Genomic DNA, 21129 nt, shown 5'->3' on the forward strand with positions numbered 1-21129 from the left:
GATCCAGGTGCATCCGACTGTCGAGTTGGCGCTGGCACGCGCCAGGGACAGAGATGGTGCGGCATGCTGGGGTGCAGGCAAGCTTCAGTCTGCGAGTGCGATGGCATCAGCTAAACCTAGTTTCGACGCAGTTGATGCTGCGGGCTATCCGGCAGGGCAAACAGATAGCCAGCCTTGCAGTTGATCAATACGCGATATGCCACCATTGGAAGCAGCACCCCGGCTGCCGTGCCTACGATCAAGTGGACGAGGGGATCTTGCAGATGAAGAACTTTGTTCATCACGATGCGGGCTCCGCTACCAAACAGGATATGCATGAGGAAGATCGGCATCGAGAGCCTGCCAATCTCCCGCATCCAATTCCAGCGGGACAGCAATTCCATTCGCATGGACAGCGCAACCAGGGCCAGGATGCACACCACCGCAAGCGGCAAGGTGAATTTGTGGTCCGGATCGGTGCGCAGCTGCAAGCTGATATGAAACACGTATTGTGCAATGATCGCCACGCATACCAATAAAGGGGCCAGGGTGTGCGCGTGCCGCATGAGGCGTCCTCGGAAGTCGGCAAAGCACAGGCCCAGGACGGTATAGACCCCGTACGAGAGAACGAAGCCGTCTACCATGGTGAAGGGGAAATACACATGGAAAATGAAGCCTGCCGTGAAGAGCGCCAGCAACCAGTACCGGCGTTGCAGTCCCAGCCAGTTCACCAGCAGGGCCAATACCATCATGATCAGCAGCAGCGCGTAAAGAAACCAGAACTGGTCTTGGGGATGCCAGGGGATCTGCAGGAGTGAGGCCAATTCCAGTTGTCGGTTGGTCAGCCTGGAGAGCAGCAGGCCGATCAGTCCCTGGATCAGCGACCAGACGAAATAGGGATAGGCGAGCGTTCGCAGCTTCTCCATGATGAAACCCGCAGTGCCATATTTGGCAAGGGAATTGGCCACGGTCAATCCCGAGGCGAAGAAGAACAGCGGCATGTGGAAGCTGTAGATGATGCTGTCGATCAGTTGGTAGCGCTGCTGATCCAGCGGGATAGCCGCGTTGTACACGCCGCGGGCGACATGTCCGTAGACGACCAGAATTATTCCAATTGCCTTGAGGTAATCGATCCAGATTTCTCTTCGCTCTGCTGAACGTGCGGGATCTGGTGGCTTAGATACCATGGCGGCCTTACTCCTCAGGAGGTTTGGTGTGCAGCCCTGGTATGGATCCGAGCAGTTCTGGGCGCGGAACCTATGGGGCATCGGTTAATTCTATGGTTTGATTGATAATTATAGGTGTCGGACGCAAAGACGAGTGAAAGTCTTCCAGTTTTTTTAATGGCCACATGCTGCTTTCTGTCCTGGAGGAAAGAAAGCGAGCAATCAGTCCCGCATGAATCCTGTGCCTTCGTCCAGTCTGGCCACGCCTACAGCTCCGCAATCGCGGCACGTCATTGGCGAGGCCCTGGTTCGGTCGGCTTGGCGTTGGGCGGTCGATACATTGAGGCTTGATGCATGCGCATAGGGCTGCCGCGTCAGGCTTCAACGCCATGGATGAGCCCCGTGCTGGCCGACGAAAAGTTGGCAGCACCGTTTGCGCAAGGCATTGAGCAAGTGGATGCTCCGGCCTGCGCAGCAGGGGAGGTCTTTGATTGGTGCCCGAGGCCGGAATCGAACCGGCACGCCTTGCGGCGAGGGATTTTCTTACCACTTCGGCTTTCGCCGCCAGCGCATGCGCTGTTCGTGGTCTGGAGCACGCCTTCACCATAGCCTTGCGGCCGTAGGTGCCCGCCGTCTGCTCTCTACACCTTCCCATTGTTGCCGGGCTTGGCTCGGCGTTGGCTCCGATGCGGGGCATCGAGGGCTTTCGCCGAATTTGACGGGCGTCACTTCGGGCGTTTCCGCTCGAAGGCTCAAATTGTTTAAGTCCCTTGTGTCTACCGATTTCACCACTCGGGCATGAGGGGTACCGGCCAGGGCCGCCGGAAAAGGGACGCATTATAGCAGCGACTTGCGCCGCATCATTTGTTTTTTCCTGCGGAAATTCCTGAAATTTTCTTGCGGGCGGAGGCCGGCACGTCGTGCGCCTCGTTTGCCGCCGGTAGACAGCATTCCCTCCTGTTCCAGGGTGCCATTTCCGGCCGACAAGCTGTCTTGAAAGGGTAGAATGACGACTTCTTTCATCTGGAAGGCCCTCACCATGACTGAAGCGGTAGTCAAGACAGTGCAGTGCATTTCACCCGCCGGCCTGCACACCATGGCTTACAAGGAGTGGGGCGATGCGCGCAATCCCAATGTGCTGGTGTGCGTGCACGGCGTCACGCGGGTCTCCGACGACTTCGACCGCATGGCCCGCGAGCTTTGCGATACCTATCGGGTGATCTGCCCCGACGTGGTCGGACGCGGCCGTTCAGGACGCCTGGCCAATCCGCAGTTCTATACAGTCCCGCAATATGTGAGCGACATGGTGACCCTGCTGGCGCGGGTCGACGCCGAGATCGTCGACTGGTTCGGCACCTCCATGGGCGGCCTGATCGGCATGGGCTTGGCCTCGCTGCCGGGCAATCCTATCCGCCGCCTGGTGCTCAACGATATCGGCCCTTCCATCAACGGCGCCGCCCTGGCGCGCATTGGCGACTACATCGGCCAGGATGTGCGCTTCGATACCTTCGAAGAAGCGGCCCAGTTCATCCGCACCATTTCCGTCAGTTTCGGTCAGCACAGCGATGAAGAATGGCACAAGCTGGCCAGGGATGTGCTGCGCCAGAATGAAGAGGGCAAGTGGGTGCGCCATTACGACCTGGGCCTGGCCGTCCCCTTCAAACTGACTACGCCGGAAGCGGCCAGCGCGGCCGAGCAGATGCTGTGGGCGGCCTATGACGCGATCCGTTGTCCGACCCTGGTGGTGCGTGGCGCCCAGTCCGACCTGCTGCTTCCGGAAGTGGCGCAGGAAATGACCCGTCGCGGCCCCAAGGCCACACTGGTGGAACTGCCCGACGTCGGCCACGCTCCCACCTTCATGCATGCACCGCAGATCGAGGTGGCGCGCCAGTTCCTGCTGGGCTGAGCGGTTCCCGATCCGATTACGTTTTTCATCACCGGCGCGCATTGCCGCCGGGTTTTACTAGGAAGGAAATTTCATGTCCGTACAACGTCTGCACGTCGGCAAGCGACTCTCCGAAGCCGCCATTCATAACGGTACCGTCTACCTGGCCGGCCAGATCGCCGAAGACGCCACCCAGAACATCGAAGGCCAGACCCGCGAAGTGCTGGGCCATATCGACCGCCTGCTGGCTGAAGCCGGCAGTGACAAGACCAAGATCCTGTCGTGCCAGATTTTTCTCTCTGATGTGAAGGATTTTGCTGGCATGAACGCCGTCTGGGACGAGTGGGTCGCCCCCGGCAATGCGCCCCCGCGCGCCACCGTTGAAGCCAAGCTGGCCCGTCCCGAACTGCTGGTGGAAATCATCATCGTCGCTGCACAGAAGTAATTTATGGTTTCGGTAGCAAGTACCCAGGGCGAAGGCCTGGCGGCCATTACCGCCGGCCTCGGTCCTGACGATGTCGCACGGGTCGAGCAGGCGCTGGCCGAACTCGAACCGCTCTATGCCGACAGGCAAATCCTGTCCGGGCAGAACGCGCTGCAATTCGCGGTCTCGGTGGCCACCGTGCTGACCGCCCTCAATGTCGATGCCGCCACCCGCATCGCCGGGCTGGCCTTCGAAGCCCAGATGCTGCACCCCGAGCTGGAAGAAAAGCTGGAAGAGCGCTTCGGCAAGGAAATCGCCGAGCTGGTGGGCAATGTGCGCCAGCTGATGCGTTTTCACAGCCTGAGCTTCCAGCCCCAGAACCAGGAAGTCTTGCGCGGCAAGAACGCCGCCCAGCAGGCCGCCGCCCAGGTGGAAACCCTGCGCAAGATGCTGCTGGCCATGGCCACCGACATGCGCGCGGTGCTGGTGCGCCTGGCCTCGCGCGTGGCCACGCTGCGCTACTTCGCCGAAACCAAGCAGGAGAATGAAGCCAGTGCCCAGTATGCGCGCCAGACCTTCGATCTCTACGCGCCGCTGGCCAACCGGCTGGGCATCTGGCAACTGAAGTGGGAACTGGAAGACCTGTCCTTCCGCTTCCTGGAGCCGGTGACCTACAAGCGCATCGCCAAGATGCTGGAAGAAAAGCGGCTGGAGCGCGAAGCCTTCGTGGCCAACGCGATCACGCGTTTGCGCGCCGAGATGGCGGCGCAGGATATCCGCGCCGAGGTCAGTGGCCGGCCCAAGCACATCTACAGCATCTGGAACAAGATGCGCGGCAAGTCCATCGATTTCTCCGAGCTCTACGATGTGCGAGCCTTCCGCGTCATCGTCGATGATGTGAAGACTTGTTATTCAGTGCTGGGCATCGTGCACGACATCTGGACGCCGATTCCCGAAGAGTTCGACGACTACATTTCGCGTCCCAAGCAGAACGGCTACCAGTCCCTGCACACGGTAGTCATGGCCGAAGATGGCCGGGCGCTGGAAGTGCAGATTCGTACGCACGAAATGCACCACTTCGCCGAATACGGCGTGGCGGCGCACTGGCGCTACAAGGAAAGTGGCGGCTCCAATTTCTCGGCGCAGAAATATGACGAGAAAATCGCCTGGCTGCGTCAACTGCTGGCCTGGAAGAACGAAGTCACCGATGCCGTGGTGGACCAGGAAGAAGTGCGCCGTGATTGGGTGCAGAAGCTCAAGTCGGCCACCTTGGATGAGCGCATCTATGTGCTCACGCCCCAGGCGCGGGTGATCGAATTGCCCAGCGGGGCCACGCCCATCGACTTCGCCTATCACCTGCACAGCGACGTCGGCCACCGCTGCCGCGGGGCGCGCGTGGATGGCGTGATGGTGCCGCTGAACACCACCCTCAAAAACGGCCAGACGGTGGAGATCATCACGGCCAAGAGCGGCGCCGGCGTCGGGCCGTCGCGTGATTGGCTGGGTGCAGGTTACGCCGCCAGCTCGCGCACGCGCTCCAAGATTCGCGCCTGGTTCAATGCCATCGAGCAGCAGGAGACGCTTTCCGTGGGCCGTGGCCTGCTGGAAAAGACCCTGCAGCGCGAGGGCAAGACCGCCGTCAACCTGGAAGAACTGGCCCAGAAGCTGGGCTTCGACAAGGTCGACGACCTCTGCCTGTCGCTGGCCAAGGAAGAATTCAGCCTGCGGCACGTGGAGCAGGCGCTCCATGAGGGCGAGGAAAAGAAACCCGAGATCGATGACGAAGCCCTCATCACCCGCAAGAGCCGCGCATCGAGCATCGTGCAGGGCGCCAAGTCGGGCGTGCTGGTGGTCGGTACCGATGGCTTGCTGACCCAACTGGCGCGCTGCTGCAAGCCGGCGCCGCCCGATGTGATTGCCGGGTTTGTCACGCGCGGCAAGGGGGTGTCCATCCACCGCGTCAATTGCAAGAACTTCGCCGAGATGAGCTTGCATGCGCCGGAGCGGGTCATCCAGACCACCTGGGGGGCGCCGGCACGCGATACCGTGTATCCGGTCGACATCTTCGTGCTGGCCAGTGACCGCCAGGGCTTGCTGCGGGATATCTCCGATATCTTCCTGCGCGACAAGATCAACGTGATCGGGGTGAGCACGCAAAGCGTGAAGGGGCATGCGCGCATGGCCTTCACGGCCGAGATCGGCTCGACCGAGCAATTGCAGAAAGCGCTCACGGTGATTCGCGAGGTCAAGGGTGTGATCGAGGCCAAGCGACAGTAATGCCCAGTTGTTTGGTGGTACAGGCGGGAGAGGGCAGGGAGGCTGGATACTTGGCGAAATACGCTAACTATTTTTAATTTTTCATCATTTACCCCTTGGCAAATTTTGAAAAGCCTCCTATACTCTCGTTTCTTCGTTAGGCGCGTAGCTCAGCTGGTTAGAGCACTACCTTGACATGGTAGGGGTCGTTGGTTCGAGTCCAATCGTGCCTACCAATTCTTCTGGTCCCGTTCGGGATGGGTGAGTTGGGGCGAAGCAAACAAAAGGAGGCGCGTTCTCGGCTTCCTTTTTTGTTTTATCAAGTTCTTGCAGTCTTCGATAGGCGCGTAGCTCAGCTGGTTAGAGCACTACCTTGACATGGTAGGGGTCGTTGGTTCGAGTCCAATCGTGCCTACCAATTCGTTTGCTTCGTGATGAGGTGAAAGGGTTGGTTGAAGAAATCTGCAGAAATCAACAAAAGGAAGCGCATTGGCGGCTTCCTTTTTGTTTTTCTGCCTTCCTTTTCTTGCATTTCTTTCACCTCCCCTGTGTTATGACTGCAGCTGGCGCGGACCTCACTCCGGCTGCGCGCTTGGCTTTGCGAAGGGTCAATCGTCGGTGTAAAAAAGCGCATTTCCTGAAGCAATGCGCGAGATGTTTCGCGGAAGCATCTAAAAATGCTTTACACTTGCGTCGAATTTTTTCGGCAACAACATCTCCAATCCTCATTTTCACGGTTCAGCGAATTTCCCTATGGCAGCAGATGATCAGTATTTCCTCGTGGTTGATGACTTTTCGACGATGCGTCGCATTGTCAGCGGCCTGCTGAAGGAGCTCGAATACACCAAGATGGTGGAGGCCGATGATGGCTCTTCCGCACTGAAGATCCTGGAGGCCGGTGCCATGCCGGTGACCTTCGTGCTGACCGACTGGAACATGCCGGGCATGGATGGCCTGACGCTGCTCAAGAAAATCCGTGGCACGCCTTCTCTGGCGCACTTGCCGGTACTGATGATCACGGCCGAAGCCAAGAAGGAAAACATCGTCATGGCGGCGCAGTCGGGCGCGGATGGCTATATCGTCAAGCCCTTTACGGCGGCCACCCTGAAGGAAAAGATCGAAAAGATCCTGGCGCGGCGCGCTACGATGGCCCACGCGTAATCGGCGGTTGAGTCGGGATTTGGGCGCAGTTGGGCCCCAATGTAAAAACGGCATCCTCGGATGCCGTTTTGCTTTTGGGGGTCAAACTTCGCTTATGAGTTGGTGAAAGTGAAGGGGCTTGCTAATCATCGCTGTTTCCGGGAGGCCGTATCGACCTGCAAGATCGTGGCGACGGTGGTTCCGGCGGTGCCATGCGGGAGCGCTGCCGATGTTCGTGCAAAGTTTGCTATAATGCGCGGCCATGGTCTGATCTGTCCTTGCTGGCAGCGGCCTCCAGAATTCATCCCCTCATCTGTAAGAGCGAGAAAGGCAAACCGGTTATGACACCGCGAACTACCACCGAGGTTTTCACGCGACGCTAGTCGGGTTCTTTTTCGTCCTTTGAAAAAGCGCGGCTGGTCCGCGTTTTTTTTCGTCCTTCTTTCCGACATTACCCTCAACAGGCAAGGCAGCAAGGCTGCCGACATGGAGTGCACAATGGTTTCAGTTCGTCTTCCCGATGGTTCGCAACGCCAGTTTGACAACCCGGTCACGGTCGCGCAGGTCGCCGCCAACATCGGCACCGGCCTGGCCAAGGCGGCCCTGGCTGGCCGCGTCGATGGCAAGCTGGTCGACACCTCTTATCTGATCGACAAGGATGCCGACCTGGCCATCATCACCGACAAGGATCCGGACGGTCTGGAGGTGATTCGCCACTCCACCGCCCACTTGCTGGCTTATGCGGTCAAGGAGCTGTTCCCCGAGGCGCAAGTGACCATCGGCCCGGTCATCGACAACGGTTTCTATTACGACTTCTCGTACAAGCGTCCCTTCACCCCGGAAGACCTGCAAGCCATCGAAAAGAAGATGGCCGAGCTGGCCAAGAAGGATGAGCCCGTCACCCGCAAGGTGCTGCCGCGTGATGAAGCCGTGGCTTACTTCAAGTCCATCGGCGAAGCCTACAAGGCCGAGATCATTGCCTCGATTCCGCAGAATGAAGACGTGTCGCTGTACACCGAAGGCAGCTTCACCGACCTGTGCCGCGGCCCGCACGTGCCCTCCACCGGCAAGCTGAAGGTCTTCAAGCTGATGAAGCTGGCTGGCGCTTACTGGCGTGGCGATTCCAACAACGAGATGCTGCAGCGTGTCTACGGCACCGCCTGGGCCAAGAAGGAAGACCAGGAAGCCTACCTGCACATGCTGGAAGAGGCTGAAAAGCGCGACCACCGCAAGCTGGGCCGCGCGCTGGACCTGTTCCACTTCCAGGATGAGGCCCCGGGCCTGATCTTCTGGCATCCCAAGGGCTGGACCATCTGGCAGCAAGTGGAGCAGTACATGCGCCGCGTCTATCAGGACAACGGCTATCAGGAAGTGAAGGCGCCGCAGATTCTGGACCGCTCGCTGTGGGAAAAGACCGGCCACTGGGAAAACTATCGTGAAAACATGTTCACGACCGAGTCGGAAAACCGTGCCTATGCCCTGAAGCCCATGAACTGCCCGGGCCATATCCAGATCTTCAATTCCGGCCTGCACAGCTACCGCGACCTGCCGCTGCGCTACGGCGAATTCGGCCAGTGCCACCGCAACGAGCCCTCCGGCGCGCTGCACGGCATGATGCGCGTGCGCGGCTTTACCCAGGATGATGGTCACATCTTCTGTACCGAAGACCAGATCCAGGAAGAAGTGGCCGCCTTCAACCGCGTGGTGCGTGAAGTCTACGACTGCTTCGGTTTCAAGGAAGTGGCTGTGAAGCTGGCCCTGCGTCCGGAAAAGCGCATCGGTGCGGAAGAAGTCTGGGACAAGGCTGAAAACGCCCTGCGTGAAGCCATCCGCGCCTCCGGTTCGGAATGGGAAGAGCTGCCGGGCGAGGGCGCTTTCTATGGTCCCAAGATCGAATACCACCTGAAGGATTCCATCGGCCGTTCCTGGCAGTGCGGCACCATGCAGGTGGACTTCTCCATGCCGGCACGCCTGGGTGCGGAATATGTCACGGAAGACAACAACCGCAAGGTGCCCGTGATGTTGCACCGGGCTATCGTCGGCTCGCTGGAGCGCTTCATCGCCATCCTGATCGAAAACCACGCCGGTGCCATGCCCTTGTGGCTGGCGCCAACGCAGGTTGTCATCCTGAATATTTCCGATGCGCAGGCGGATTATGTGCAGAACGTTGCACAAACGCTGAAAAAACAAGGGTTTAGGGTAGAGACCGATTTGCGCAACGAGAAGATTACCTATAAAATACGGCAGCATTCCATTCAGAAGCCGCCCTATATCCTGGTTGTCGGCGATAAAGAACGGGATGCCAACACTGTGGCCGTGCGAGCGCGGGGCAATGTCGATCTGGGCGTCATGTCCATCGACACCTTGGTGGAACGCCTCAAGGATGAGGTGGCTGCCAAAGCCTGAGACGGGGAAGCCTAGGGCTTCCTCCCAGCGCAAGAGCACGGCTTAATTCATTGGATTTTAAAAGGAAACTGCAATAGCTACTGACAAGTCGCATCGCCTCAACCGCGAGATCACTGCGCCAGAAGTGCGCCTTTCTGGTGTCGACAACGAGCCTTTGGGCATTGTCAGCCTGGCCGAAGCCTTACGGCTTTCCGAAGAGGCTGAAGTCGATCTGGTCGAGATTGCGCCTACCGCGCAACCTCCGGTCTGCCGTCTGATGGACTACGGCAAGTTCAAGTACCAGGAGCAGAAGAAGGCACACGAGGCCAAGCTCAAGCAGAAGGTCATCCAGGTCAAGGAAGTCAAGTTCCGCCCGGGTACCGATGATGGCGATTACAACATCAAGCTGCGCAACCTGACCAAGTTCCTGGAAGAGGGTGACAAGACCAAGATCACGCTGCGTTTCCGCGGCCGTGAAATGGCTCACCAGGAAATCGGCATGCGCGTGCTGGAGCGCCTGAAGGCTGACCTGGAACCGTATGGCCAGGTCGAGCAGTTTCCCAAGATGGAAGGCCGCCAGATGATCATGGTGCTGGCGCCCAAGAAAAAGAAATAAATCGTTTATAGCGTTTATATCGTTTAAAGCGTTTATATTTTTTTTCAGTTTTCCAGGTTGTACGTCGCAATTTCAGTCTAGCCGTATCACGACGACACCCCTCCGGTGTCGTCCATGCCGAAACCATCGGGGCAATCCCGGCGGTGGCGGCAGTGTAGGGCCGACAAAGGATTTGCAGGGCGCAGGCAATTGCGCCAGGCAAAAGCAGCGGGTTCACCCGCTGTCAAATAAGTGAGAGCAGGCATCCAAGAGCAGCGAGCGTGCTGCCACCTGCAATCATCAAAAAATGGAGCTGTCCGAAAGGACAGAGTTGCTATGCCTAAGATGAAATCGAAGAGCAGCGCGAAGAAGCGTTTTCGCGTCCGCCCGGGCGGTACCGTCAAGCGCGGTCAAGCCTTCAAGCGTCACATCCTGACCAAGAAGACCACCAAGAACAAGCGTCAACTGCGCGGTACCGAGGGCGTCCATGAGACGAACCTGAATTCCGTTCGCGCAATGCTGCCGTTCGCTTAACCTCACCATACACTAAGGAGCTACTATGCCTAGAGTCAAACGTGGGGTAACAGCACGTGCCCGCCACAAGAAAGTCCTCGCACTCGCCAAGGGTTACCGCGGCCGTCGCAAAAACGTCTACCGTATCGCCAAGCAAGCAGTCATGCGCGCTGGTCAGTACGCGTACCGTGACCGTCGTAACAAGAAGCGCGTGTTCCGCGCACTGTGGATCGCCCGTATCAACGCCGCTGCGCGTTCGCACGGCGTGACCTACAGCGTGTTCATGAACGGCCTGAAGAAGGCTGCGATCGAACTGGATCGTAAGGTCCTGGCCGATATGGCTGTCACCGACAAGGCTGCTTTCGCTGCCATCGTCAACCAGGTGAAGGCCAACATCGCTGCCGCCTAAATCGACAGCGTGTTTGCGGTAGCCGGCCGCAACATCGGACGCAAGTCAGACGAGCAGCCGGCGCTGCAAAATCCTGCGGGGCAGAGGTGATACACCGATGCCCCGTATGTTTTTGATCCACGGTTTCGTGGATTTTTTTCCTTTTCGACTTCGTCGTCGGATTTTCGATTGGAGCGAGACTTACCGCATGAATCCCCTAGACCAACTCCTGGGCCAACTGGTCACGCAGGCGCAGGCTGATTTCGCCGCCGCGCCCGACGCCGCCGCACTGGAAAACGCCAAGGCCAAGTACCTCGGCAAGACCGGCCAGATCACCGAGCAGATGAAGGGACTGGGCAAGCTGGCGCCGGAAGAGCGCAAGGTACAAGGGGCGATCATCAACGTCGCCAAGGAACAGATCGAAACCGCGCTGACCGCACGCCGCGATGCACTGGCCAATGCCCAGATGCAGGCGCGCCTGAATGCGGAAGCCATCGATGTCACCTTGCCGGGCCGTGGCCGTGGCGTGGGCGGCATCCACCCCGTGATGCGCTCCTGGCAGCGCGTCGAAGAAATCTTCCGCTCCATCGGTTTTGATGTCGCCGACGGTCCCGAGATCGAGACCGACTGGACCAATTTCACCGCATTGAACAGCCCCGAGAACCACCCGGCGCGCTCGATGCAGGACACCTTCTACATCGAAGGCAACGACACCCAGGGCAAGCCGCTGCTGCTGCGTACCCACACCAGCCCGATGCAGGTGCGCTACGCCCGCATGAACAAGCCGCCCATCAAGGTCATCGCACCGGGCCGCACCTATCGCGTCGACAGCGATGCCACCCACTCGCCGATGTTCCACCAGGTCGAAGGCCTGTGGATTGCCGAGGACATCAGCTTCGCCGACCTCAAGGGCGTGTACCTCAACTTCGTCAAGGCCTTCTTCGAGACCGACGACCTGCAGGTGCGCTTCCGTCCCTCGTATTTCCCCTTCACCGAACCTTCGGCCGAGATCGACATCGCCTTCGGCAGCGGTCCCCTGAAGGGCCGCTGGCTGGAAGTCTCCGGTGCCGGGCAGGTGCATCCGACGGTGGTGCGCAACATGGGCCTAGATCCCGAGCAGTACATCGGTTTCGCCTTCGGCTCCGGCCTGGAGCGCCTGACCATGCTGCGCTACGGGATCAACGACCTGCGCCTGTTCTACGAAGGCGACCTGCGCTTCCTGAAGCAATTCAATTAATTCGATCACGCAGGGCGCCGCGCTGTCGCGGCGTGCCTCCGGCTCATAGCTCAAAGCCGATAGCTGAAAGTCTGAATCATGCAATTCTCTGAAAACTGGCTGCGTACCATGGTCAATCCGACCATGACCTCGGATGAACTGTCGCACCTGCTGACCATGTCCGGCCTGGAAGTCGAGGAAGTCGAACCGGTCGCACCTCCCTTCACCAATGTGGTGGTGGGCGAAGTGTTGGAAGTCTCCAAGCATCCGGATGCGGACCGCCTGAACGTGTGCCGCGTCAATGTTCATACCGGCACCATCCTCAACATCGTCTGTGGCGCGCCCAACGTGCGCGCTGGTCTCAAGGTGCCTTGCGCCATGGTCGGCGCCGTGCTGCCGCCGGGTGCCGATGGCAAGCCCTTCGAGATCAAGGTCGGCAAGCTGCGCGGCGTGGAGTCGCAGGGCATGCTGTGCTCGGCCCGCGAACTGAAGCTGTCGGAAGATCACGGCGGCCTGCTGGAGCTGCCCGACGATGCACCGGTGGGCCAGAATTTCCGCGACTACCTGCAACTGAACGATCTGAAGTTCACCATCAAGCTGACCCCCAACAAGGCGGACTGCCTGTCGGTGCTGGGTGTGGCACGTGAAGTTTCTGCGCTCACGGGCACGCCCCTGAAGGCCCCGGTCTATCAGGCCGCCGCCGTCAACCTGGACGAGAAGCTGCCGGTGCGCATTTCCGCGCCCGACCTGTGCGGCCGTTTTGCCGGCCGCGTGATCCGTGGCCTCAATGCCAAGGCCGCCACCCCCCAGTGGATGAAGCAGCGCCTGGAGCGCAGCGGCCAGCGACCGATCTCGGCGCTGGTGGACATCTCCAATTACGTGATGCTGGAGCTGGGCCGTCCCTCGCACGTGTTCGACCTCGACAAGATCCATGGCGGCCTGGACGTGCGCTGGGGCCGCAAGGGCGAATCCCTGAAGCTCCTCAACGGCAATACCGTGGAAGTCGATGAGTGGGTCGGCGTGATCTCCGACGACAAGGAAATCGAATCCCTGGCCGGCATCATGGGGGGCGACGCCACTGCGGTCTCGCTGGAGACCACCAACATCTACCTGGAAGCCGCATTCTGGTTCCCGCAGGCGATCCAGGGCCGTGCGCGCCGCTACAACTTCTCGACCGATGCCGCGCATCGCTTCGAGCGCGGCGTGGACTTCGCCACCGTGGTCGATCACATCGAGCGCATCACGGCGCTGCTGCTGGAAATCTGCGGCACGCCCGAGACCCGCGTGGGCCCGGTGGACGACCAGATCGTCAACCTGCCCAAGCGCGAACCGGTCTCGCTGCGCACCGCGCGCGCAGCCAAGGTGATTGGCGTGGAGATCACTGACGAGATGGTGTCGGATATCTTCAAACGTCTTGGCCTGTCTTCCGACTACCAGCCTGGGCTGTTCTCGGTGACGCCGCCGTCCTATCGCTTCGATATCGAGATCGAGGAAGACCTGATCGAGGAAGTCGCCCGCGTCTACGGTTTCGAGAACATCCCGGCGCTGCCGCCGGTGGCCGCCAATGCCATGCGCATTGCGCCCGAGAACACCCGTTCGCTGTTCGCCATCCGTCGCCTGCTGGCCGATCAGGACTACCAGGAAGTGGTCAACTTCAGCTTCGTGGAAAGCGCCTGGGAAGCCGACTTCGCCGGCAACACCGACCCCATCAAGCTGTTGAACCCGATCGCCAGCCAGATGAGCGTGATGCGTTCTTCGCTCATCGCCGGCCTGGTCGCCAATGCACGCTACAACGTCAACCGCAAGGCGGCACGTATCCGCGTCTTCGAAGCGGGTGCCGTGTTCCACAAGAACGCCGCCATCACCGACGGCCCGCTGGCCGTCGCCGGTTTCGAGCAGCCCAAGCGCGTAGCCGCGCTGGCTTATGGCCCGGTGGCTGACGAACAGTGGGGCCAGCCGACCCGCAACGTCGATTACTTCGACGTCAAGGCCGACCTCGAAGCGCTGTTCGCGCCGCGCGCGCTGCGTTTCGTCAAGGCCGAACATCCGGCGCTGCATCCGGGACGCACGGCACACGTACTGCTGGGCGAGAAGGTGGTCGGCGTGATCGGCGAGCTGCATCCGAAGTGGCAGCAGAAGTATGACCTGCCGCTGGCGCCCGTGGTCTTTGAGGTGGATGTCGAGGCGCTGCAGGAGCGTGAGCTGCCGTCCTACTCGGAAATTTCCAAGTTCCCGGCGGTCAGCCGCGACATCGCGCTGGTGGTGAAACAGTCGGTCGGCGCTCAGCAATTGCTGGATGTTTTTGCCGCCGAAAAGCAGGCTAATCCGGACTGCGGCATCTTGCAAGCCCTTGTTTTATTTGATGAATATCAAGGCCGTGGTCTCGAAGCGGACGAAAAAAGCCTTGCGTTCCGCTGCACCTTGCAAGATACTCAAAACACCCTTCAGGATGACAAGGTTGACCTTGCGGTGAATGCACTGGTGGCCGCGGCGAGCGCCAAGCTCGGTGCCAGGTTGCGTGCCTGATGTGATGTCCGAGAGCGAAAATAATTACAGACCGGAATCGGTTGAGGCCCAGTCATTCATCGCCATGAACAACGTGAATTCGAACGAATTTCAATCCGTGCTGGACGCCGACCTGCATCGTGCCGTACTGGAATCCCAGGCACGTTCGCAGGCCGACAAGAACCTGCCGACGCTGACCAAGGCCGAGCTGGCCGAACTTTTGTTCGAGCAGGTCGGTCTGAACAAGCGCGAAGCCAAGGACATGGTGGAAACCTTCTTCGACGAGATCCGCAACGCTCTCGAACGTGGCGAGGCCGTCAAGCTGTCCGGCTTCGGTAATTTCCAGCTGCGCGACAAGCCGCAACGGCCTGGCCGCAATCCCAAGACTGGCGAGGAAATCCCCATCACTGCGCGCCGCGTCGTGACTTTCCACGCCAGCCAGAAATTGAAGGAAATGGTGGAACTCTCCAGCGGCGACGCCGTTGAAATGTCCGTCTAATCTATGAACGATCGTGTCAACAAACCGGCGGCCATCGTCTTGCCGCCCATCCCGGCCAAGCGTTATTTCACGATAGGCGAGGTCAGCGAACTGTGCGGTGTGAAGCCGCACGTGCTGCGCTACTGGGAACAGGAATTCACCCAGCTCAAACCGGTGAAGCGCCGCGGCAACCGGCGTTATTACCAGCACCATGAAGTGCTGTTGATCCGCCGCATCCGTGAACTGCTGTATGAACAAGGCTTCACCATCAGTGGCGCTCGCAACAAGCTCGACGGCACGCACGAGGCCGAGCAGCCGCAAGAGCCGCAGCCTCCCGTCATCAGCCTGGACGAGGCGGCCATCGATGCGCTGCGCGCGGAGTTGCAAGCCGTGCTGGAAATGCTCAAGCCGGGGGCCGCTGCCTGAGCCCACACAGGCTTGGCCGATTTCTCCGATTCCTATTCTTCGCGCCACACGCCGGTCTTCGTGACCGCCGTGTGGCGTGTTCATTTTCGGGCCATGCCGGCAGACCGGCGCGTAGAGGACTCATCGTGATGCGTTACCAATGGCGCCCCATGCGGGCCGAGGATCTGCCACATGTGATGGCGATTGCCGAACAAGTTCATGTCGGTTATTTCGAAGCTGAAGAGGTCTTCGCGGAGCGCCTCGCACTGTTTGCATCCGGATGCCTTATCGCCGTGCGTCGGGAAGGGGCGGGGGCGGCAGAGGTGATCGGCTATGCCTTCATGCATCCCGCGCGCCAAGGTTTTCCTCCGGCCCTCAACACCTTCTTGGGGCGACTGGATCCGGCGGCCGATTGCCTGCATCTGCATGATGTGGCGCTGCTGCCTGCAGCGCGGGGTTCCGGTCTGGGTCGCCATTTGGTGGAGGCGCTCTCTGAACTTTGCCAGACCCATGGCTTGCCCAAGGCGGCCTTGGTCGCTGTGCACGGGTCCAGTGGCTATTGGCGGGCAGCGGGATTTCTGGACGATGCTCAGGTGTCGGTCCAGGGCCGGGAACACCTGGCCAGCTATGGCGAAGATGCCCTCTACATGACGAAGAATCTCAACGGGTGATCGCCGCAGTTGGATAGGGCGGCAATCGCGATACGTGTTGCAAAAATATCACGTCAGCGCAATTGCACTTTGGTCTTGATCAAATAACAATAGTTGCATTAAAATTAATAAAAAATTTACAACTATTTGTGTAGATTTGCGTCGGTGTAACGCCATCGTTCAGTCCTGCCCCTGATCCGACACCAACAGGCGGCGTCCGTTATAGAGGTAACGATTCATGTCGCGTTTTTCGAAGTCGGTATTGTGCAGCGTTGCTGTTCTTCCCATCTTTACCCTGGCGCTGACCGAAGCTGCCCATGCGGCGACTTCCCCGCTCACTGGTGCCGAGGCGCTCAACCAGTTCAACCTGATCACCCTGGGTAATGTCAACTCCAACTCCCACGTGGACGGTCGCGCCTGGATCGGAGGCTCGGTCAGTGGCGGCGACTATGTGCAGCATACCGGCAGCACGCCGAACTCCAACTATGCCGGACTGACCGTGATGGGCAGCGCCAGCAATGTCCACGTCAACGGATTGGGTTCGTATATTGGTGGATCCTTCACCAATTCCACCGTCAACAGCGGTTCGAGCTACATCGGTGGGGCGGTCGGCAACAGCAACCTGAATGGCGCGTCCTATGTAGTGGGTGGCAGCAACGGGACCAACTTCAATGGTCCCCGGCTATCAACCCCGAGTGCACTGATCCAGACCAACGCATCGGCGGCTGCTTCGACCAATTTCGGCACCACCCTGTCCACCTTGTCCAATACGCTCAAGAGCGCCGTGGCCAACAGCACGGTGTCCGTCGTGGGCAACAAGGCGACCTTCAATGCCGTGGCCAACAACAAGGGTGTGGCGGTATTCGACCTGAACAACATCACCAGCGCCTCGGTCTTTTCGGCGGGTGAGTTTTCGTTTGCTGCCAATGGCGCCAGTACCATCATCATCAATTCGAGCGTGAGTTCAGCCGTCATCGGTGCCAACTTCCTGGGTGGGCAGGCACAATCCCTGGCAAAGTCCATTGTCTGGAACTTCTACAACGCGACCAGCCTGACCATCAACAACCAGTTCGGCGGCTCCATCCTGGCAACCCGCGCCAGCCTGACGAACAACCAGAACATCGAGGGCGGCGTGTTCGTCAACAGCCTGACCCAGAATGGCGAGCTCCACCTGCAAGCCTTTACGGGCAACCTGGCTGCAGTGGCGCCGGTGCCCGAGCCGGAAGAATACCTCTTGATGGTGGCGGGCCTGGTGCTCGTCGTCGGGGCGGCTGCATTGCGTCGCCGCCGCGTTGCAGCTTCAGGCATGCTGGCCGCCTGATTTCCGGGAGCGCGACGGGGCATCGCCAATGCCGTTCAGCATGCGCTGGACGGCATTTTTCATGAGGGGAGGGGGTCAGAGCGGCTCATGGCGCATGTAGACCTCGGTGCGGCCGGACAGATTCTTCGCCAGTTCCTGCAGGAAGCTTTGGGTCGGGGCGGGCTTGTCGAATCCGGTCATCATCAGGGCAACCGCCAGGCCCAATGGCAGAAGCAGGTGGCGCAAGGGTGGCGCCGACTGTCGCAGCGACAGCCCGAAAGCCCAGGCTGCGGTGGCGCCCACCAGCAGGCCGAGCAGCACTTCGGATTCGGAATGGACCTTGATCATCAGGCGTGACAGGCCCACCGCGGTGACCAGGAACGCGGTCAGCGTCAGCACCTGGGCGCGCCGCCAGCGACTGCTGTCCTGAGTAAGGAGCAAGGCAATCGACAGATACAGGGCGCTGGAAGAGGCCGTGTGGCCGCTGAAGCCGGTGAAGTTGAGCATGGGCAGGGTGATGTCCCAACCCATGAAGAGCAGCTTGCTGATGACCACGATCATCATGGCTGCGCCGAAAGCGAGCAACCAGGCCAGCATCGGCCGCCACATGCGGTTGATGCCCAGCCAGAGTGCCAGGATGCACGCGCCGGGAATGGTCATGGTGCTGTCGCCGAAAAATGTAATGGTGTGCCAGTTCATTCAATGAAGTTAAAGGTGGTGGATGCCGGGGAGGCGGCGGGCGGAGATTCGCCAAGGCATCTTAGCGATTTGCGGGGCAGGGAGAAAGCGCTGTGAGTCTTGTCGCAAGATAAACGTTCAGTTTTTGTTGCATTGCGATATAAATAGTTTATGTGATTTGACGAGTATGTTGTTGAATTACAAATTCTCCATTTGTCCTACAAGGGCATTCTCTCTTGTCTGATTGCCCCGTTTTTGGTGGCGAGTATCCTTACGTGATTCTTTTCTATGTGGCAATCTTCTACACATTTTTTTGCCTAATTCAGAAAAATCATGCATGATAACTTCTAATTTTTTCTGTGTTGCGGTGCAGCAATGCGGACGCCAAACATTGCCATTGTTTTAAAAGTAGAACTAAAAAAGAAAGGGCTCTGATTCGTGATGCCACGGCAGTTTCGCAACAGCAGCAAGCGCAAGACCCGGGTGCAAATGTGCGCTCTGATGGTGTCGGTGGCTTGCCCTCTTGCATACGCGGCAGACCCCGGTCAGGTGGTTGTTCCGTATGTGCAGTACAACTATTTGCATGACGATAACCTGCTGCGAGTAAGTAGCCCGGAGGCTGCTCAGGCCGCGTTGGGTACGACGAAGATTTCTGACAACGTCCAGAGCACGACGGGAGGGCTGCGCCTCGATCGGATGATCAGCCGCCAGCACATTCTTGTGGATGCGAGTGCGACCAAGAATTCCTATGATTTCTTCAAGCAGTTCGACAATATTGCCCGCGACTTGAAGGCAGATTGGGCATGGGTGGTGGGTGAGCGGCTGTCCGGCAATGTGGGCTATGTCTATTCCCGGTCGCTGACGCCGTTTCAGAACTTGCGCGTGCTGCAAACCAATATTCGTACGTTGGACGTCAAATACGCCAACCTTGCGTGGCAGCTGCATCCGGACTGGACGGTGCGCGCCGTGGCTTCGCAATTTGGCTTGGCGTATGACAACGTGGCCCAGCAGCAGAACAACTTCACCCAGGACGTGGCCGAGCTGGGATTGGACTATACCGCCCGCAGCGGCAGTATTGCCGGTATTCAAGTTCGCAGGACGACGGGTCACTACCCCTTTGATACACAGGTTGGCAATACCACGCTGAACAATTCGTTCACGCAAGAGGATTACAAGGCCAAGATTGTCTGGCTTTACAGCGCCAAGACCAAGCTGCAGTTCCTGGGTGGCATTACGCAGCGTGACCGCAATTCCGATATCAACGGCAATGCGTATCGGGGTTTCAACGCACGTTTGACTGGCGACTGGGCGCCCACGGACAAGACCGGTTTCAAGGCCAACTTGTGGCGTGAGATCGGTGGTGTCAATGATGTGGATGCCAATTTCTCGCTGACCACGGGCGTCAGCCTGGCTGCCATCTATACGCCGACGGCAAAGCTGCGCTTTGACGGGCTCTTCGATTACGAGCGCCGCAACTACAACGGGGCTGCCATCGTCACCGGTATCACGCCGTCCAACCGTCGTGATAATTATGAGAAGGCCAGCTTGAGCCTGACCTACTCCCCGACGAATTCGTTGTCCTTGGTGCTGGCGGTATATCGCGAAAACCTGCAGTCCAACATCAGCAATTTCAGCTATTTGTCCAACGGCGTTTCCCTGACTTCTCGCTATGAATTCTGAGGCCCCCAAAATGAGTGACCTGCATGATGGTCTGCCACTGGTCAACGTCAAGCCCAATACCCTCACGATGGTATTCAAACGCTTCGTCGAACCGGCGCTGATCGTGGCTTATTTGTGGGTGTTGGTGCGGCTCCACGGCCATCCATTCAATGGCGACTACTGGGTCCTGGCCATCATGGCCTTTTTTCTCTCGTCTTATTTCTTCACGGAATTGCACCAGCGGCGCATTCGGCGTAACCCCAAGGGGCCCTCTGTCATGGCACCGGTCATGGACTGGATCGCCGTGGCGGCTGTTCTGGTGCTCGTTGCCTACATCTGCGAGTTCTATCAGAATCTCTCGCTGCGCGCGATTTTCTTCTGGGTGGCCAGCACGCCCATCGGCCTGATCATTTCCCAGCACCTGCAGTCGCGCGTGATGCGCGACTTGCATTCCAAGGGCGAAGTGCGCAGGGCCATCATCATCGGGGTCAACCCGGCGGCACTGAAGCTGGCCGATCGCATGGAGAAATACCCCTCGCTGATGATCAAGCTGATGGGATTCTTTGACGACCGGGAGCTCAATCGCCAGCCCCCCGGTACCTACACGCCGCTGCACGGGAAAATGACTGATGTTGCCGCCTACGTGCGGGAGAACAACATCAACATGGTCTACATCAGCATGCCGATTTCGGCGCAACCGCGCGTATTGCAGATGATCGACGAGCTGCAGGACACGACTGCGTCGATTTACTTCATTCCCGACATCTATATTTTCAACCTGATCCAGGCGCGCTTCGATTACGTAGGCGGCATGGCGGTGATGGCGATCTGCGAGACCCCCTTTACGGGGACCAACAATCTGGTCAAGCGCTTGAGTGACCTGGTCCTGGCGTCGGGCATCCTTCTCATGCTGTTGCCGGTCATGATGGTCATTGCCATCTGCGTGAAGTTGACCTCGCCCGGTCCCGTCATCTTCAAGCAGCGCCGCTATGGGCTGGATGGCGAAGAAATCGTGGTCTACAAATTCCGCTCCATGACGGTGATGGAAGATGGCGGCAAGGTCACCCAGGCGACCAAGGGAGACATGCGCCTGACCAAGATTGGTGGTTTCCTGCGCTCCAGTTCGCTGGACGAGCTGCCGCAGTTCTTCAATGTCTTGCAAGGGCGCATGAGCATCGTCGGTCCGCGTCCGCACGCGGTGGCCCACAATGAGCTGTATCGCAAGCAGATCAAGGGTTACATGCTGCGTCACAAGGTCAAGCCGGGCATTACCGGCTGGGCTCAGGTCAATGGCCTGCGCGGCGAAACCGAGACACTGGACAAGATGAAGGCACGCATTGAATTCGACCTGGAGTATCTGCGCCGCTGGTCCCTGGTATTTGATCTCTGGATCATCTTCCAGACCGTGCGCATGGTGGTCAAACGAGATAACGCCTACTGACGCTCAAGGCTTCCTGGCAGGGACGGAGGCGCAAAACACCGGCCCTCGTGGCCGGCAACAAGTGAT

General features: G+C 59.1%; 19 protein-coding genes and 2 tRNA genes. 18 read left to right on the forward strand and 3 right to left on the reverse strand.

Annotation, left to right across the window (positions count from 1 at the left end; all coding sequences use genetic code 11):
- Positions 1-116: 116 nt before the first annotated feature.
- Both ACLRDN_RS10425 and ACLRDN_RS10430 read right to left on the reverse strand, forming a co-directional pair.
- Positions 117-1166: an acyltransferase family protein gene (locus tag ACLRDN_RS10425; protein WP_413459963.1), complete on the reverse strand. Its 1050-nt coding sequence runs from the start codon at positions 1164-1166 to the stop codon at positions 117-119.
- 816 nt (positions 1167-1982) lie between these two features.
- Positions 1983-2168, reverse strand: coding sequence for a hypothetical protein (locus tag ACLRDN_RS10430; protein WP_413459964.1), 186 nt, complete (start codon positions 2166-2168; stop codon positions 1983-1985).
- A gap of 16 nt (positions 2169-2184) precedes the next feature.
- Here ACLRDN_RS10430 and ACLRDN_RS10435 point away from each other — a divergent pair, with 16 nt between their 5' ends.
- The 16 genes from ACLRDN_RS10435 to ACLRDN_RS10510 all read left to right on the forward strand — a co-directional run bounded on the left by ACLRDN_RS10435 (position 2185) and on the right by ACLRDN_RS10510 (position 17306).
- The gene (locus ACLRDN_RS10435) at positions 2185-3051 is read left to right on the forward strand and encodes an alpha/beta fold hydrolase (RefSeq protein WP_413460379.1); all 867 of its coding nucleotides are present in this window, start codon (positions 2185-2187) and stop codon (positions 3049-3051) included.
- Between the two features lie 73 nt (positions 3052-3124).
- Positions 3125-3475: a RidA family protein gene (locus ACLRDN_RS10440; RefSeq protein ID WP_145602532.1), complete on the forward strand. Its 351-nt coding sequence runs from the start codon at positions 3125-3127 to the stop codon at positions 3473-3475.
- Between the two features lie 3 nt (positions 3476-3478).
- Entirely contained in the window at positions 3479-5731 is a 2253-nt protein-coding gene (locus ACLRDN_RS10445; RefSeq protein WP_413459965.1) for a RelA/SpoT family protein, read from the forward strand.
- A 138-nt stretch (positions 5732-5869) separates the two neighbouring features.
- Positions 5870-5946, forward strand: a tRNA-Val gene (locus ACLRDN_RS10450).
- Positions 5947-6051: 105 nt separating this feature from the next.
- Positions 6052-6128: transfer RNA gene (locus ACLRDN_RS10455), tRNA-Val, on the forward strand.
- A 335-nt stretch (positions 6129-6463) separates the two neighbouring features.
- Positions 6464-6871 carry a response regulator gene (locus ACLRDN_RS10460; protein ID WP_413459966.1) on the forward strand — a complete coding sequence of 136 codons (408 nt, stop codon included), beginning with the start codon at positions 6464-6466 and terminating at the stop codon, positions 6869-6871.
- Between the two features lie 477 nt (positions 6872-7348).
- Positions 7349-9256: a threonine--tRNA ligase gene (gene thrS, locus ACLRDN_RS10465; protein WP_039786292.1), complete on the forward strand. Its 1908-nt coding sequence runs from the start codon at positions 7349-7351 to the stop codon at positions 9254-9256.
- A 73-nt stretch (positions 9257-9329) separates the two neighbouring features.
- Complete coding sequence (gene infC / locus ACLRDN_RS10470; RefSeq protein WP_083859511.1) at positions 9330-9851, forward strand: translation initiation factor IF-3; 522 nt, start codon at positions 9330-9332, stop codon at positions 9849-9851.
- A 315-nt stretch (positions 9852-10166) separates the two neighbouring features.
- A complete protein-coding gene (rpmI, locus tag ACLRDN_RS10475; RefSeq protein ID WP_006712688.1) occupies positions 10167-10364 on the forward strand; it encodes a 50S ribosomal protein L35 in 198 nt (65 codons plus the stop codon).
- Between the two features lie 25 nt (positions 10365-10389).
- The gene (gene rplT, locus ACLRDN_RS10480; RefSeq protein WP_006712690.1) at positions 10390-10752 is read left to right on the forward strand and encodes a 50S ribosomal protein L20; all 363 of its coding nucleotides are present in this window, start codon (positions 10390-10392) and stop codon (positions 10750-10752) included.
- A 187-nt stretch (positions 10753-10939) separates the two neighbouring features.
- The gene (gene pheS, locus ACLRDN_RS10485; RefSeq protein ID WP_034331543.1) at positions 10940-11968 is read left to right on the forward strand and encodes a phenylalanine--tRNA ligase subunit alpha; all 1029 of its coding nucleotides are present in this window, start codon (positions 10940-10942) and stop codon (positions 11966-11968) included.
- A 78-nt stretch (positions 11969-12046) separates the two neighbouring features.
- On the forward strand, positions 12047-14473 hold the full coding sequence (gene pheT / locus ACLRDN_RS10490) for a phenylalanine--tRNA ligase subunit beta (RefSeq protein ID WP_413459967.1): 2427 nt from the start codon (positions 12047-12049) through the stop codon (positions 14471-14473).
- 64 nt (positions 14474-14537) lie between these two features.
- Positions 14538-14951 carry an integration host factor subunit alpha gene (locus ACLRDN_RS10495; protein WP_051057415.1) on the forward strand — a complete coding sequence of 138 codons (414 nt, stop codon included), beginning with the start codon at positions 14538-14540 and terminating at the stop codon, positions 14949-14951.
- A gap of 3 nt (positions 14952-14954) precedes the next feature.
- Positions 14955-15356, forward strand: coding sequence for a MerR family transcriptional regulator (locus ACLRDN_RS10500; RefSeq protein WP_413459968.1), 402 nt, complete (start codon positions 14955-14957; stop codon positions 15354-15356).
- Between the two features lie 128 nt (positions 15357-15484).
- Positions 15485-16006, forward strand: coding sequence for a GNAT family N-acetyltransferase (locus ACLRDN_RS10505; protein WP_413460380.1), 522 nt, complete (start codon positions 15485-15487; stop codon positions 16004-16006).
- Between the two features lie 217 nt (positions 16007-16223).
- A complete protein-coding gene (locus tag ACLRDN_RS10510; protein ID WP_413459969.1) occupies positions 16224-17306 on the forward strand; it encodes a choice-of-anchor A family protein in 1083 nt (360 codons plus the stop codon).
- A 75-nt stretch (positions 17307-17381) separates the two neighbouring features.
- On the opposite strand, the gene ACLRDN_RS10515 is transcribed toward ACLRDN_RS10510, so the two are convergent.
- Complete coding sequence (locus ACLRDN_RS10515; RefSeq protein WP_413459970.1) at positions 17382-17945, reverse strand: phosphatase PAP2 family protein; 564 nt, start codon at positions 17943-17945, stop codon at positions 17382-17384.
- Between the two features lie 459 nt (positions 17946-18404).
- Here ACLRDN_RS10515 and epsL point away from each other — a divergent pair, with 459 nt between their 5' ends.
- Both epsL and ACLRDN_RS10525 read left to right on the forward strand, forming a co-directional pair.
- Positions 18405-19643: an XrtB/PEP-CTERM-associated polysaccharide biosynthesis outer membrane protein EpsL gene (epsL, locus tag ACLRDN_RS10520; protein ID WP_413459971.1), complete on the forward strand. Its 1239-nt coding sequence runs from the start codon at positions 18405-18407 to the stop codon at positions 19641-19643.
- 10 nt (positions 19644-19653) lie between these two features.
- Positions 19654-21063: an undecaprenyl-phosphate glucose phosphotransferase gene (locus ACLRDN_RS10525; RefSeq protein WP_413459972.1), complete on the forward strand. Its 1410-nt coding sequence runs from the start codon at positions 19654-19656 to the stop codon at positions 21061-21063.
- The last annotated feature ends 66 nt before the right edge of the window (positions 21064-21129 follow it).

Source organism: Herbaspirillum huttiense (genome assembly GCF_047300815.1).
GTDB classification, from domain to species: Bacteria; Pseudomonadota; Gammaproteobacteria; order Burkholderiales; family Burkholderiaceae_D; genus Herbaspirillum; species Herbaspirillum huttiense_A.

Bases quoted from the DNA above. Each gene is read 5' to 3' on its own strand.
- ACLRDN_RS10425 (WP_413459963.1), bottom strand. From the start codon at position 1,166: ATGGTATCTAAGCCACCAGATCCCGCACGTTCAGCAGAGCGAAGAGAA.
- ACLRDN_RS10430 (WP_413459964.1), bottom strand. From the start codon at position 2,168: ATGAAAGAAGTCGTCATTCTACCCTTTCAAGACAGCTTGTCGGCCGGA.
- ACLRDN_RS10435 (WP_413460379.1), top strand. From the start codon at position 2,185: ATGACTGAAGCGGTAGTCAAGACAGTGCAGTGCATTTCACCCGCCGGC.
- ACLRDN_RS10440 (WP_145602532.1), top strand. From the start codon at position 3,125: ATGTCCGTACAACGTCTGCACGTCGGCAAGCGACTCTCCGAAGCCGCC.
- ACLRDN_RS10445 (WP_413459965.1), top strand. From the start codon at position 3,479: ATGGTTTCGGTAGCAAGTACCCAGGGCGAAGGCCTGGCGGCCATTACC.
- ACLRDN_RS10460 (WP_413459966.1), top strand. From the start codon at position 6,464: ATGGCAGCAGATGATCAGTATTTCCTCGTGGTTGATGACTTTTCGACG.
- thrS (WP_039786292.1), top strand. From the start codon at position 7,349: ATGGTTTCAGTTCGTCTTCCCGATGGTTCGCAACGCCAGTTTGACAAC.
- rpmI (WP_006712688.1), top strand. From the start codon at position 10,167: ATGCCTAAGATGAAATCGAAGAGCAGCGCGAAGAAGCGTTTTCGCGTC.
- rplT (WP_006712690.1), top strand. From the start codon at position 10,390: ATGCCTAGAGTCAAACGTGGGGTAACAGCACGTGCCCGCCACAAGAAA.
- pheS (WP_034331543.1), top strand. From the start codon at position 10,940: ATGAATCCCCTAGACCAACTCCTGGGCCAACTGGTCACGCAGGCGCAG.
- pheT (WP_413459967.1), top strand. From the start codon at position 12,047: ATGCAATTCTCTGAAAACTGGCTGCGTACCATGGTCAATCCGACCATG.
- ACLRDN_RS10495 (WP_051057415.1), top strand. From the start codon at position 14,538: ATGAACAACGTGAATTCGAACGAATTTCAATCCGTGCTGGACGCCGAC.
- ACLRDN_RS10500 (WP_413459968.1), top strand. From the start codon at position 14,955: ATGAACGATCGTGTCAACAAACCGGCGGCCATCGTCTTGCCGCCCATC.
- ACLRDN_RS10505 (WP_413460380.1), top strand. From the start codon at position 15,485: ATGCGTTACCAATGGCGCCCCATGCGGGCCGAGGATCTGCCACATGTG.
- ACLRDN_RS10510 (WP_413459969.1), top strand. From the start codon at position 16,224: ATGTCGCGTTTTTCGAAGTCGGTATTGTGCAGCGTTGCTGTTCTTCCC.
- ACLRDN_RS10515 (WP_413459970.1), bottom strand. From the start codon at position 17,945: ATGACCATTCCCGGCGCGTGCATCCTGGCACTCTGGCTGGGCATCAAC.
- epsL (WP_413459971.1), top strand. From the start codon at position 18,405: ATGCCACGGCAGTTTCGCAACAGCAGCAAGCGCAAGACCCGGGTGCAA.
- ACLRDN_RS10525 (WP_413459972.1), top strand. From the start codon at position 19,654: ATGAGTGACCTGCATGATGGTCTGCCACTGGTCAACGTCAAGCCCAAT.